This is a genomic window from Actinocrinis sp. (genome assembly GCF_035605935.1).
Taxonomy (GTDB): Bacteria; Actinomycetota; Actinomycetes; order Streptomycetales; family Catenulisporaceae; genus Actinocrinis.
This window is the reverse complement of record NZ_DATNGK010000277.1, coordinates 34684-48168: the sequence shown is the minus strand read 5'-3', so window position 1 is coordinate 48168 and position 13485 is coordinate 34684. Positions and strand designations below refer to the sequence as shown.

Annotated in this window: 9 protein-coding genes; 3 read left to right on the top strand and 6 right to left on the bottom strand. The window is 68.4% G+C overall.

What is annotated here, in order from left to right:
* Window positions 1–22 precede the first annotated feature (22 nt).
* Window positions 23–1306, bottom strand: a complete 1284-nt coding sequence (locus VN779_RS22495; protein WP_325726587.1) for an ROK family transcriptional regulator — start codon at window positions 1304–1306, stop codon at window positions 23–25.
* A 197-nt stretch (window positions 1307–1503) separates the two neighbouring features.
* On the opposite strand from VN779_RS22495, the gene VN779_RS22490 reads away from it, so the two are divergent.
* Window positions 1504–3414, top strand: a complete 1911-nt coding sequence (locus tag VN779_RS22490; protein WP_325726584.1) for a ricin-type beta-trefoil lectin domain protein — start codon at window positions 1504–1506, stop codon at window positions 3412–3414.
* A gap of 230 nt (window positions 3415–3644) precedes the next feature.
* Window positions 3645–4259 carry a hypothetical protein gene (locus VN779_RS22485; protein ID WP_325726581.1) on the top strand — a complete coding sequence of 205 codons (615 nt, stop codon included), beginning with the start codon at window positions 3645–3647 and terminating at the stop codon, window positions 4257–4259.
* Between the two features lie 162 nt (window positions 4260–4421).
* Here VN779_RS22485 and VN779_RS22480 read toward each other — a convergent pair whose 3' ends face one another.
* From VN779_RS22480 to VN779_RS22465, 4 genes are all read right to left on the bottom strand, one after another.
* Entirely contained in the window at window positions 4422–6320 is a 1899-nt protein-coding gene (locus tag VN779_RS22480) for an ABC transporter ATP-binding protein (RefSeq protein ID WP_349260897.1), read from the bottom strand.
* 311 nt (window positions 6321–6631) lie between these two features.
* A complete protein-coding gene (locus VN779_RS22475) occupies window positions 6632–8371 on the bottom strand; it encodes an ABC transporter ATP-binding protein (RefSeq protein ID WP_325726577.1) in 1740 nt (579 codons plus the stop codon).
* A gap of 52 nt (window positions 8372–8423) precedes the next feature.
* Window positions 8424–9209: a TetR family transcriptional regulator gene (locus tag VN779_RS22470; protein ID WP_325726575.1), complete on the bottom strand. Its 786-nt coding sequence runs from the start codon at window positions 9207–9209 to the stop codon at window positions 8424–8426.
* A 55-nt stretch (window positions 9210–9264) separates the two neighbouring features.
* Window positions 9265–9858, bottom strand: coding sequence for a hypothetical protein (locus VN779_RS22465; RefSeq protein WP_325726573.1), 594 nt, complete (start codon window positions 9856–9858; stop codon window positions 9265–9267).
* 195 nt (window positions 9859–10053) lie between these two features.
* Here VN779_RS22465 and VN779_RS22460 point away from each other — a divergent pair, with 195 nt between their 5' ends.
* Window positions 10054–11901, top strand: coding sequence for a SpoIIE family protein phosphatase (locus tag VN779_RS22460; RefSeq protein WP_325726571.1), 1848 nt, complete (start codon window positions 10054–10056; stop codon window positions 11899–11901).
* Between the two features lie 20 nt (window positions 11902–11921).
* Here the strand turns inward: VN779_RS22460 and VN779_RS22455 are convergent, their stop codons facing one another.
* Window positions 11922–13400 (bottom strand): GMC family oxidoreductase, encoded by a 1479-nt coding sequence (locus VN779_RS22455; protein ID WP_325726569.1) that lies wholly within the window; start codon window positions 13398–13400, stop codon window positions 11922–11924.
* Window positions 13401–13485 lie beyond the last annotated feature (85 nt).

Below are 13485 nucleotides of genomic sequence, written 5' to 3'. Positions count from 1 at the left end.
TTCGGTGCCGGCCTCCAGGTCATCAGCGGACGTGCAGCGCCGTCACCTGGGCCGAGGCGGCGTTCAGGAAACCGGCGACCGGCAGGGTCGCCGCGCCGCGGGCCACGGCGTCAGGACCCAGTTCGCACAGGCTCAGGTCCACGGTCGCGAACGCGTGCCGCAGCGCGTACTCACCGGCGATCTGCCGGACCCGCGGCAGCAGGCGTGCGCCGAGCAGCAGCCCAGCCCAGCCGCCAAGCGCGATTTGTTCCGGGTTGAACAGGTTGATCAAGTTCGCGACGCCCACGCCGAGGTAGACCGCGGTCTCCTCGAGGACGGCGCGGGCCGCTTCATCGCCGCGCTCGTCTGCCGCGAGGATCGCCGCGAGCGCGCTCTCCTCGCTTTCCGCGTGCTGCTGACCGTCTATCGCCGTAACCGCCGTCGCCTCTCCGGCGGCCGCTTCGCGATATCGCTCTATCACCGCCTCGGCGCCCACGTATGCCTCCAGGCAACCGCGCGCTCCGCACCGGCACGATCGGCCGCCGACCTGCACCGTCGTGTGGCCCCACTCCCCCGCGCTGCGTCCCGTCCCGCGATACGGAGATCCATCGGTGACGACGCAGGCGCCGACGCCGGACCCGATCAACGCGATGACCGCGTCTCGAGTGCCGCGCCCGGCTCCGAACCACATCTCGGCCTGCCCGAGTGTGGTCGCTCCGTTGTCGATGAACAGCGGCATGTCAGCGCGCATGGTTCCGGTTTCGCGCAGCAGCCGTTCGAGCGGAACCGCGTTCCAGCCGATCGTCTGACCGTGCACCACCACGCCATTCCGGCCGCCACTCTCCGCACCGCGGGCGACGACGCCCGGCACCCCCACCCCGACGCCGGCCACCGCCGCCTGATCGACACTGCTCTCCTTAAGCACGCCGCGCAGCCCGGCATCGATGCGTTCAACCACCGCCGTCACGTCGCCGCAGCCGTCAGGAAGCGGATATTCGGCGCGCGCGAGCACGGCGAGGTCCAGCGTGAACAGCTCGACCAGAACCCGCGTCTCCCCGACATCCACGCCGATCGCATGCCAGCGTGAGCCGTCGACGCGCAGCAGGATGCGTGGCCGACCCCCGTCCGACCCGACCGAGCCGACCTCGGCGACCAGGCCGTCGTTGATCAGATCGCCGATGACGTTGCTGACCGAGGCGGCGCTCAGCGTGGTGGTGTCGATCAGGTCCTGGCGGCTGAGCGGGCCGTCGAAGTAGAGGCGTCGCAGCAGCATTGACCGGTTCGACCGCCGTAGGTCACGCACGGTCCGCATGACGCGCTCGGCCATCCGTCGCTTCCCGCCTTTCTGCAGCCGCATCCGTTCACAGGATGCCGGGTCCCTTGACGAAATTATCGCCCACGAGTTAAATCACAGCGCGAATTAAGGGCGGCGGCTGCTCGTTCGGACGCCGTCCAGACACAACTTCACTCACCCACACCCGCACCTGCGGGCCGCCTGGCGCAGCGGCCGGAAGGCGAGAGCTCATGGCCCCACCGAACCTACCGCTCGGCCGCGCTGCCGGGCTGCGCACCCTGATCGTCGCCGGCTGCGGCGGCGCGCTCGCGGCCGGCGGACTGCTGCTGGCCACCCCGGCGCACGCCGCAGGCGAGACCGTCAACATCTGGCTGACCACGACGAACGACTCCGGCGGCCGCAACGTGGTGCGCGGCCTGCAGCAGCAGAGCCCGATCACGTTCGGCTCCGGAAACGGCGGCGGCGCGGTCACCGTCACAGTCAACGAGAACACCAAGTACCAGCAGTTCGTCGGCGCGGGCGCGTCGATGACCGACACCTCGGGCTACTTGCTCGGCAGCAGCGGCGCGCTCTCCTCCGCCACCCGCAACGCCGTGATGACCAACCTGTTCGACCCGAACAACGGCATCGGCCTGGACTTCCTGCGCAACCCGATGGGCGCTTCGGACCTGGCCCGCTATGGCTATTCGTACGATGACATGCCTGCCGGGCAGAGCGACCCCGGCCTCAGTCACTTCTCCATCTCGCACGATCTGACCGACATCCTGCCGCTGACCAAGCAGGCCGAGCAGCTGAACCCGAACCTCAAGCTCATGATGGTGCCCTGGAGCGCCCCGGCCTGGATGAAGTCGGACGACAACTTCACCAGCCACAGCTACCTGCAGTCGCAGTACTACCCCGCCTATGCGCAGTACTTCGTCAAGACTCTGCAGGCGTATCAAGCGCAGGGTGTGCACGTGGACTACGTGTCCGCGCAGAACGAACCAGGATGCTGCGACGGATCGACGTACCCGACGATGAACTGGAACGGCAACGGCCTGGACTACTTCACCTCCACCGACCTGCTGCCGGCCTTCCACGCGGCGGGCCTGACCGCCAAGGACCTCGCGCTGGACTGGAACTGGAGCAGCTACGGCGGCTACGCGCAGCAGGAAGTTGATGACGCGGCGGTGCGCAACGACCCGCTGTTCGGCGGCGTCGCCTGGCACGGCTACGACGAGGGCAGCGCCGGCGAGCAGACCACGGTGCACAATCAGTACCCGAATATCGGCCAGTTCGACACCGAGCACTCCGGCGGCACCTGGATCGCCAACCAGCAGAACGAGGACATGAACAACATCATCGACTACACCCGCAACTGGGGTCAGTCGGTGGTCAAGTGGAGCCTGGCGGTCGACCAGAACATGGGCCCGCACAACGGCGGCTGCGGCACCTGCACCGGACTGATCACGGTCCACAACGGCGACAGCCGCAGCGGGCAAGTCGACTACACGGTCGAGTACTACGACACGGGTCAGCTCACGAAGTTCGTGAAGCCTGGCGCGTACCGGATCGACTCGACGGCCAGCTCGACCGTGCCGAACGTGGCGTGGATCAACCCGGATGGCTCGAAGGCGCTGGTCGCGTACAACGGGAGCGGCAGCACCCAGCAGTTGGTGGTCAACTGGGGCAACGAGTCCTTCAGCTACTCGCTGCCGAATGCGACGTCTGCGACGTTCACCTGGAGCGGCACGCCGGGCAGCGGCACCGGCGGGGGCGGTAATGGGCCCGGCCCGGTGACCGGCTACCAGGGGCTCTGCCTGGATGTGCGCGGGGCGAACAGCGCGGACGGCACCCCAGTTCAGGTCTACACCTGCAACGGGACAGGTGCGCAGTCCTGGACGCTCACTTCCGGCAACCAGCTGCAGTCACTGGGTAAGTGCCTTGACGTGTCTAGTGGCGGGACCGCGAACGGAACGCTCGTACAGCTCTACGGCTGTAATGGGACCGGCGCGCAGGTTTGGCAGCACCAGTCCAATGGTGAGTATCTGAACCCGCAATCCGGCAAATGTCTCGACGACACCGGCTGGGGCGGGTCCGGGACACAGGCGCAGATCTGGGCCTGCGCAGGCGGCGCCAACCAGCAGTGGAGCCTGCCCTAGCGACGTGATCCCGAACGATTTATAGCGCTGCCCGGTGCGTCGTCGGGCCGAGCCCATCCGCTTGGCCCGGCGGCGCTCCGACCGGCGGCATATCAGGGCCCGATAGTAACCCTGCGTGCTCGCGACGCCACCCGGATAGCCTATTGTCGCCCCTCATGGCGGTGACAAGACTGCGTCCTGTCCATCCGCCCAAAACTCTTGCCATCCGCCCAAAACTCTTGGGAGGTGCCATGTTCGTGCGCACTGTTTACGCGGTGGGCGATCCGCAGCAGATCGACGCGGCCATTGAAGCGCTCAGCAGCGAGGGCCGCATGTTGCTGGCCGCACAGCCCGGCTACCGGGGCATGGGGCTGTTCGTGGATCGGGAGCTCGGCAAACTCTCGATCGGCACGTGGTGGGACAGCGAGAAAGCCAGGCAGGACAGCGACGCCGCGTTGCATTCGCGGCGCGCGGAACTGCTGCATCCATTCGCCTCGGCGATGACGGTAGACAACTGGGAAGTGGTCGCCGCAACGCGGCCCGAGCAGGCGCCCTCCGGCGCCTGCATGCGGCAGAGCCGCATGGAGTTCGACCCGATGGACGCCGACCTGGCCGCCGAGACCATGCGCGGCATGGTCATGGACCGGCTGAAGGCGATCCCGGGGGTGATCGGCATCGCGATGTTCATGAACCGCTCTGCGGGCCGCTCCGCGATCGGAGTGATCTACCAGGACCGGTCGGCGCTGGCCCAGTCGCGCGCCCCGGTCGCGCAGCTGCGCGACGAGGCCGTCGGCAAGGCGCACTCGACGGTTCGCAGCGTGGAAGAGTTCGAAGTGGTCCTGGTCGAATCGATAGACGAAGGCTGATTCGGCAGGGCCTCCTCGATCAGGGGGAGGCGCGAGGCCGGGCGTCCGGGTCGGGTGGAAACTAGCCACGCGATCCGGATACCCGGCCTCGTTGTGTGCTCAATCCGCGCTTACCCAATCAGCGCTTACCCCGCCAGCACTGATCACTGAGTCAACGCTGGCTCAGTCGATCTCGGCCACCGCCTGAGCGAACTGAGCGGCGTAGAGCCGCGCGTACGCGCCGTCTTTCGCCAGCAGTTCGTCGTGGGTACCGTGCTCCACGATCTGCCCCGACTCCATCACCAGGATCAGGTCGGCGTCGCGGATGGTGGAGAGCCGGTGCGCGATGACAAAGCTGGTGCGGCCCGCGCGCAGTTTGTTCATCGCGCGCTGGATCAGCACCTCGGTCCGGGTGTCGACCGAGCTGGTCGCCTCGTCCAGGATCAGGATCGCCGGCTCGGCGAGGAAGGCGCGCGCGATCGTGATCAGCTGCTTCTCGCCCGCGCTGACGTTGCCGCCCTCGTCGTCGAGCACGGTCTCGTAACCGTCCGGCAGGGTCCTGACGAAGTGGTCGACGTGCGTCGCCTGCGCAGCCTCGATGATCCGCTCCATTGACGGATTCTCCGCGCCGTAGGCGATGTTCTGCGCGATCGTGCCGCCGAACAGCCACGCGTCCTGAAGCACCATGCCGGTCTTCGAGCGCAGGTCCTCCCGCGAGACCTGCGCGATGTCCATCCCGTCGAGAGTGATCTTCCCGCCGGTCACCTCGTAGAAGCGCATCAGGAGGTTGACCAGGGTGGTCTTGCCCGCACCGGTGGGACCGACGATGGCGACCGTGTGGCCGGGCTCAACGCTCAGCGACAGGTCCTCGATGAGCGGCTTTTCCGGCTCGTACCGGAACGAGACGTTCTCGAAGCTCACCCGGCCGCTCACCTGGGCCGGCAGGCGCAGCGCCGTCGGCTCGGGGCTCTGCTCCTCGGCGTCGAGCAGCGCGAAGATCCGCTCGGCCGAGGCCACCCCGGACTGCATCAGGTTCGCCATGCTGGCCACCTGCGTCAGCGGCTGGGTGAACTGGCGCGAGTACTGGATGAACGCCTGCACGTCGCCGATGGACAGCGCGCCGGAGGCCACCCGCAGCGCGCCGACCACCGCGACCAGCACGTAGTTGATGTTGCCGATGAAGAACATCGCCGGCTGGATCAGCCCGGAGACGAACTGCGCGCGATAGCTGGACTGGAACAGTTCCTCGTTGTGCTCGCGGAAGCGCTCCTCGGCCTCGGCCCGCCGGCCGAACACCTTGACCAGCGAGTGGCCGGTGTACATCTCCTCGATGTGGCCGTTGAGTTTGCCGGTGGTCGCCCACTGCTTGATGAACTGCGGCTGCGCCCGCTTGCCGAGCTTGGCCGCGACGAAGACCGAGATCGGCACCGTGATCAGCGCGATCAGCGCCAGCAGCCAGGAGATCGAGAACATCATGACCAGCACGCCGACGATGGTGAGCAGCGAGATGATCACCTGGCTGAGCGTCTGCTGCATGCTCTGCGCGATGTTGTCGATGTCGTTGGTGACCCGGCTGAGCACCTCGCCGCGCGGCTGCCGGTCGAAGTAGCTCAGCGGCAGCCGGGCCAGCTTCGCCTCGGCCCGCTCGCGCAGCCGGTAGATCGCGCGCTGCACGATCGTGGTGGTGACCCGCCCCTGAAGCCACATCAGCAGCGAGGCGCCGACGTAGATCAGCGCGACGGTACCGAGCACCTGGCCGACGTGCGTGAAGTCGATTCCGCTGCCAGGAGTCAGATGCAGCGAGTTGATCAGGTCGGCCAGGTTGTTCTGGCCTTGGGCGCGCAGCCGGGCGACCGTCTGGGCCTGGGTGACGCCGGGCGGGATCTGCTTGCTGATCACCCCGGCGAAGATCAGGTCGGTGGCGTGGCCGAGAACCTTCGGGCCGAGCACGCTGAGCCCGACCGAGATGACGCCGACCAGCAGGCCGAGCACGATCAGCGGGCGCTCGGGCCGCATGGTGCGCAGCAGGCGCAGGCCGGAGTTCTTGAAGTCGAGCGACTTCTCGGTGGACCGGCCGCCCATGAACGCCGCGGGTCCGCCGCGAAAGCCGCCGGGCGCGGGGCCGGGACCGCGCTTGGGTACGGCGCGCTCGCCGACGCCCGCGGCCGCGCCTGGTTCGGCAGAGCCGTTTGCAGAGGCCGCGCCGTTGACTGAAGCAGCGCCGTTGACCGGACCAGGGCCGCTCAGAGTACTGGGACTCACCGGCACGCTTGAACCGTTGGTAGAACCGGGACCGCCGGCGTCGGCCGGACCACCCGGACCGTTTCCGTTTCCGCCCCCGCCGCCGGGGCGGTCAATCTCGCCGCCTCCGGCGTTATTGCCCGCTTGCCCGCTCACGCCGCGGCCTCCTGCTCGGTCAGCTGGGAGAGCACGATCTCCCGGTACGTTCCGTCCACGTCATGCATCAATTCCTGATGGGTGCCGACGCCGACCACACGGCCGTGATCGAGCACGATGATCCGGTCCGCGTGCCGGATGGTGTTGACCCGCTGCGCCACGATCACCACGGTCGCGGCCGCGGTCTCCCGGGTAAGCGCCGCGCGCAGCGCCGCGTCCGTGGCATAGTCGAGCGCTGAGAACGAGTCGTCGAACAGGTAGATGTCCGGGCGGCGCACCAGGGCGCGGGCGATCGCGAGACGCTGGCGCTGACCGCCCGAAACGTTCGTTCCGCCCTGCGCGATCGGCGCCTCAAGGCCTTCCGGCATCGCCTCGACGAAGTCCCTGGCCTGCGCGACCTCCAGCGCGTGCCAGAGTTCCGCATCGGTCGCCTCCGGCTTTCCATAGCGCAGGTTCGAGGCGACCGTGCCGCTGAACAAGTACGGCTTCTGCGGTACGAGGGCGACCGCCTCGGCGAGCGTCGCCGCGTCCAGGTCACGCACGTCGATCCCGTCGACCTGGACCGTGCCGCCGGTCGGGTCGAACAGCCGGGGGATCAGGTTGAGCAGCGTCGTCTTGCCGCTTCCGGTACCTCCGATAACCGCGGTCACCTCGCCCGGAGTGGCCGCCAGGTTAATGCCCTTGAGCACCGGCTCCTCGGCACCCGGGTAGCGGAACTCGACGTCGCGCAACTCAAGATGACCGCGCAGGACGCCGATCGGAACCGGGCTTCCGGGCAGCACCACGCTGCTCTCGGTACCCAGCACCTCGCTGATGCGTTCGGCGGAGACCTCGGCGCGCGGCACCATCATGAACATGAAGGTGGCCATCATCACCGCCATGAGGATCTGCATCAGGTAACTGAGGAAGGCGGTGAGCGCGCCGATCTGCATGCCGCCGCTGGCGACCCGGTGTCCGCCGAACCACATCACGGCGACGCTGGAGAGGTTCATCACCAGCATCACGGTCGGGAACATCATCGACATCAGCCGCCCGACGCCGAGCGAGACGTCACGCAGCTCGGTGTTGGCCTCGTCGAACCGGCCGCGTTCGGCGGTGTCGCGCACGAAGGCGCGCACCACGCGGATGCCGCTGATCTGCTCACGCAGAATGCGGTTCACGCTGTCGATCCGGGTCTGCATGGACCGGAACAGCGGCCGCATCCGGGAGATGATCAGCGAGACCGCGACCGCCAGCACCGGGACGACGACCAACAGCAGGCTGGAGAGCGGCACGTCCTGGTTCAGCGCCAGGATGATCCCGCCGACGCACATGATCGGCGCGGCGACCATCAGCGTGAACGACATCAGCGTGAGCATCTGCACCTGCTGCACGTCGTTCGTGGTGCGGGTGATCAGCGACGGGGCGCCGAACTTGCCCACCTCGCGGGCGGAGAAGTCCTGGACCCGGGTGAACACGGCGGCGCGCAGATCGCGGCCGACTGCCATCGCGGTCCTGGCGCTGAAAAACACCGCGCCGATCGAGCAGCAGATCTGGCCGAGCGCGATGGCGAGCATGATCGCACCGGTGCTCATGATGTAGCCGGTGTTCCCCTTGACCACACCGTTGTCGATGAGGTCGGCGTTCAAAGTGGGCAAGTAGAGCGTGGCGATCGTCGATGCGAGCTGAAGCACGACGATCAGCGCCAGTGGTCTTCCATAAGGGCGCAGGAAGACGCGCAGAATCTTGATCAGCACGGATAACTCTCAGTTCGTGGCGGGCACGGCGGCGACCGGTCCCGAGGGATGGTCAGGCTGCTCGGCCACCCATGGTGGCCCGCTCCGCTGACGCGCCGCTGACAGGACTGACAGCGGTCGGCTCAGGTTCCGAGGCGGGGTCGGCGGAGAAAGTCTCGACGGGAGCGGCGCGCTCCGGGGCAGAAGCCTGCGATGAAACGGCCAGTGCGCGCAACTGATTAAGCGCGTCGCACAGCAGCAGGTGGTACGGCGACGGTTGCTCGCTGCGTAGCCACTGCTGAAGGGCCGCGCGCAGAGCGCCGAACACAGCTGCCGCGGCGACCTGCGGGAGCAGGTGCCCCGGTTCCGTCCCGGTACGTTCGGCGATCGCCTCGATCAGCGGCGCCTCGGTCTCGGCAGCGGTGCGCAGGAACTCGGCGCGCAGGGACGGATTGCAGTGGATCATCAGGAACTCGGCGCGATCCGGTTCGCGCGGATGCTCGCTGACCGTGTTGATGATCGCGTCGAGCAGCGCCTCCTCGGCCGGCCGGGCGCGTACCGCCGCGGCGAGCCGTTGCATTTGGTCGACGCGCGCGGCGCAGATGGCCGCCTCGCGGCTGGAGAAGTAGTTGTTGAAGGTGCGCGGCGATACGCCGGCTGCCTGCGCGATGTCCTCGACCCGCAGGTTGTCGAAGCCATGTTCGAGAGCCAGCCGCATGGCCGCGGCGGTCAGCGCCTGCCGGGTCGCCAGCTTTTTGCGTTCGCGCAGACCGGTTTTCGCTTCCCCGTGCCAGCCCGGCGACTTATCTCGGGGCTGATCCGGCGCGCCGCCGCCCGAGCCCCCGTGATCCTCGTTCATGTATTCGACGATAACTGAAACTTGCGTGTCGCGCAATAATTCGGGTCACGCAAATTCAGCGGGGCGTGGCAGAGCCGTTGCGCCGGGTGATAGCTAGCACCGCCGGGATGACGGCGACCAGCAACAACACGAGCAGAAGGGGCAGATGGTGGCGTAGGTGACGAGCCATCAGCGGAAGCAGTCCGCGGGACTTCTTGAGGCCCGCGGGCGAGGAAGCAGGCGAGGGCGAAGTGCCGGCTGGCGTCGGCGTTGGGGCGCTGGGAGAGGCAGCGGCGGGTTCGACGTGGCCCACCGGGACCACTGCGAGGGCGGTCGGCGACGATGGTTGCGGGATGGAGCGGCTCGGGGAAGTGGCGGCCGGAGTCGATGCCGGTGGTCCGGACGCAGTGTGGCTCGGCGGGATGGCCGGGATGCTCGTCGCGGGACGCGGGCTGGCGACGCACGCGAGGCCGCCGCTGCCGCCCTCGTCGCCACCGCCGCTCCGGTTGAGATCACCATCCGCCAGCAGGCCGGGTCTAGCGGCCGCCGCACGCGCCTGAACCGTTCCCGGAAAACCGGCCGCCGCGACCGCGGTTCCCGCCGAAAGGATCCCCGGAACGACGGCGACGGCGCACACGGCTCCCGCCTTAGCCACAAAGCTCTTGCTCACGGTTCGTCCAACCGGAAGGACGCGCGCGAAGGGACTGAACCCTGCGCCGACTTCACCCGTTCGGGTCAGTGAACGGGGACTCACCAGAGGTAAACACGCTCGCGCGCACTCGCCCGGTTGAGCCGAATCATCCAATATGTAAGTCTCAGAATCACAGGCACTGTGCTGTGTCTCGATGAGCCGGGAGGGCCAGCCGTGCAGGCCGCGCAGCCTACAGAGGGCCCGGTGCTCAGCTATGCCCGGGCGCGCGAGCTGGTCAACGGTTTGCTGGCCGGCGGAATCGGCGCGGCCGCGCTGCTGCCGTCCGTCCTCGACGACTACCGCGTCACCCGCGCGATCCTCGACGGCTCGGGGGCCGGAATCGGCGTCCTCGATCCCGACCTGCGCTACCTGTACGTCAACGACGCGCTGGCCGCGCTCAACGGCGTCGCCGCTGCGGATCACCTCGGCAAGCGCGTGCCCGACGTGCTGCCCGACCTGGACTATGAGCCGCTGGAGAAGGTGCTGCGCCATGTGCTGGCCAACGGCCGCCCGCAGTTCGCCACCGCAACCGGCCGCACCCCAGCCGACCCCGCCGGGGAGACTCGCTGGTGGATAAACGCCTATCACCGGCTCGAGGACCCGTCGGGCACGGTGCTCGGCATCGTCGCGGTCATCATCGAGGTGACCGAGACCTACCGAGTGCGCCAGTTGCTGGACACGGCCCGCACCCGGCTCGCGTTGCTTGACGAGGCGGCCACCCGGATCGGCACCACCCTCGACGTCGAGCACACCTGCAAGGAACTGGCCCGGCTGTTCGTACCCCGGCTCGCTGACATCGCGGCAGTGGACGTACTCGACGTCGACGGCGCCCCCGGAGTGCTGCCGGCCCGCGGAGCACTACGGCTGCGAAGGGTCGCGCTGACCACGACGCCCAGGCTCGGAAAGGCGGCCAAGTACTTCGGCGCGGCCGGGGCCGTCATCGTTCCGCAGGCTTCATCGGCAGTCGCTCGCTGCCTTACCGAGCAACGCCCGGTGATCTCCAACCTGCCGAGCGACAGCGAACTCGCCGCCGACGCGCCCGATGCCGACCACGTGGCGCTGTACCGCAAGCTCGACATGCACTCCGCGATCTGCGTACCGCTCACCGCCCGACGCGACTTGGTCGGCGCGGTGATCCTCATCCGCGCCGGCGAATCGGCAGAGTTCTCCCAGGAGGACGTGGACCTGGTCTCGGACCTGGCTCGCCGCGCCGCGACCAGCATCAACCACGCGAAGCGTTACGCCCACGAACATCAGACCGCACTGGTCATGCAGCAAGCCCTGCTCGCCAGGCCGCGCACCCCTCACGCGGACGTGCAGTGCGCCAGCCGCTACCTGCCCACCGGCGCGGACATCGAGATCGGCGGCGACTGGTACGACACGGTCGCGCTTCCCGGCGGAAAGACGCTGCTGGTCGTCGGCGACGTCATGGGCCACGGCTTCGAGGCCGCCGCCGCGATGAGCGAGTTCCGCTCGCTGCTGCGCACCCTCGCCCTGCAAAGCGACGCGCCCGACGAAATCCTGACCGAGGCCGAGCGGATCGCGGATGGGCTCGCCTTCGACCGGGCTGCGACCTGCGTCGTCGCGGTCGTCAATCCGGTGCACCGCACATGCAGTTTCGCCAACGCCGGGCACATGCCGCCGCTGCTGATCGGGCCGGACGGGAGCAGCGCGCTCGTGCAACTGCCGGTCGATCCGCCGCTCGGCATCGGCACGGTCCTCGGCGAGCGCACCAGCTACCGCTGCTCGACCATCGAGTTCGAGCCCGGCACGACCTTGCTGTTCTATACCGATGGATTGGTCGAGCGGCGCGGCAAGGACATCGACGAGTGCATCAACGCACTGACCGCTCTCGACATCGATCCGCAGCGCCCGCTGGACATGCTGCTCGACACCGTGCTCAGTCGCTTCCTCCCGGAGGGCGCTGAGGATGACGTCGCGGTGCTCGCCGCCCGGCTGCTGCCCTTGCCTTCGCCTGCGCTGGAAGGAGCTTTGGCGCAGGAACTCGTCGCCCGGACCTGAGTCGAAGCCGGACGGAACCCCTACGTTGAATCGAAGCGTTCCGCGATGCGTTCGGCAATCATCAGAGTCGTGAGATGGATGTTCGCCGCCGGAATCACCGGCATGATCGAAGCGTCCGCGACCGTGAGCGCGTCCGTGCCGTGCACCGCTCCGTTAGCGTCAACGACCGCGCCGGCTGCGGGACTCGGCCCCATCGCGCAAGTGCCGGCCGCGTGGTGATACGTCCAGGCCGCCGCCTTGACCGCGTTCGCCAGTTCAGCGTCGTCGTCGATACCCGCTCCGGCCCATTGTTCGGGCCCTGATGCGAGAGCGGCCAGCGGCTTATGCGCACCGATCCGCCGCGCCGAACGCACGCCCTCGATCATGCGCGCCAGGTCCAGCGGATCCTGCAGCAGGTTGAGACGGATGCGCGGGGCCACGGACGGATCGGCCGACGCGAGCTTGACCGTGCCACGTGAGCGCGGCGTCATCACCGACGCGGAAACCCAGAACAGCTGCGGCGTCCCGGCCGGGACGTGCTGCATGTCGTGGTCGGCCTCTTCGTCGCTGCCGCTGCGCCATGTGGCGACGACCTGGAAACGCGGGCCGTCCGGCTGCGGCTGCCCGACCGGCCAGATCACCGAGACGCCCGGGTGCTCCTGAAGATTCGCACCGACTCCCCGCAGGTCAACGCGCACACCGATACCCAGCGCGCGCAACTCGTCCGCAGGTCCGACACCCGACCGCAGCAGGATCGCCGGAGAACCGTACGTTCCGGCCGCCAGCACAACGCGGTCCGCGCGCACGATCCGGCCGTCCGCAAGCAGCACGCCTACCGCGCGTTGGTCATGTATCAGCACTCGGTCAACGAGCGCGTCGGCGAGCAGCACCAGATTCGGCCGGCCGCGCGCCTGCGCGAGGTACGTCATCGCCGCGCTCATCCGCACGCCGCCGAACGCATTGACCGGCGCATGCCCGAGACCGGTAGTCCCCGGCCGATTGTGGTCGGCGACCTCTGGGAATCCGACTTGCGCCGCCGCCTCGTACGCCGCCGCGTTGACCGTGGTCAGTTCCTTCGCGCGGTATCGCCGGATCGGTAGCGGGCCGCCCTGGCCGTGCCAGCGGTCGACGAAGTCGTGGTCGTCCTCGAGTTTGCGGAAAGCCGGCAGCACCTCGGCGTATGACCAGCCGGGATTGCCGCGCGCCGCCCATCCGTCGAAATCGCGCACGGTGCCGCGCAACGCGATGGTCCCGTTGGTGGCTGAACAGCCGCCGACGACGCGCGCGCGGGCGACCGCTGCGCCGGTGGCCTCGTCGCGCAACGCCCAGTCGTGACTGCCCGCGGAGCGCCATCCGTCACGCAGGTCCTCCGGAAGTTGGTCAAGCGTCGGGTAATCCGGGCCTGCCTCGATCAGCACCACCCGACGCGCGGGATCCTCACTCAGCCGGGCGGCTAATACGCATCCTGCCGCTCCGGCACCGACGACCACGGTGTTCGCTTCGTGTACGACGTCGTACATGCTCGGCCCTCCTGTGCTCAGGACAGCAAAGGAGCACGGGGTGCACAAGGGCGCTCGGTTGCCCCGCGACGGGGCGCACAAAGTT

What these genes read in the sequence shown, in the direction of transcription:
- VN779_RS22480 (WP_349260897.1), bottom strand. Translation starts at nt 6,320, where the DNA reads ATGGGCGGCCGGTCCACCGAGAAGTCGCTCGACTTCAAGAACTCCGGC.
- VN779_RS22495 (WP_325726587.1), bottom strand. Translation starts at nt 1,306, where the DNA reads ATGGCCGAGCGCGTCATGCGGACCGTGCGTGACCTACGGCGGTCGAAC.
- VN779_RS22485 (WP_325726581.1), top strand. Translation starts at nt 3,645, where the DNA reads ATGTTCGTGCGCACTGTTTACGCGGTGGGCGATCCGCAGCAGATCGAC.
- VN779_RS22455 (WP_325726569.1), bottom strand. Translation starts at nt 13,400, where the DNA reads ATGTACGACGTCGTACACGAAGCGAACACCGTGGTCGTCGGTGCCGGA.
- VN779_RS22470 (WP_325726575.1), bottom strand. Translation starts at nt 9,209, where the DNA reads ATGAACGAGGATCACGGGGGCTCGGGCGGCGGCGCGCCGGATCAGCCC.
- VN779_RS22490 (WP_325726584.1), top strand. Translation starts at nt 1,504, where the DNA reads ATGGCCCCACCGAACCTACCGCTCGGCCGCGCTGCCGGGCTGCGCACC.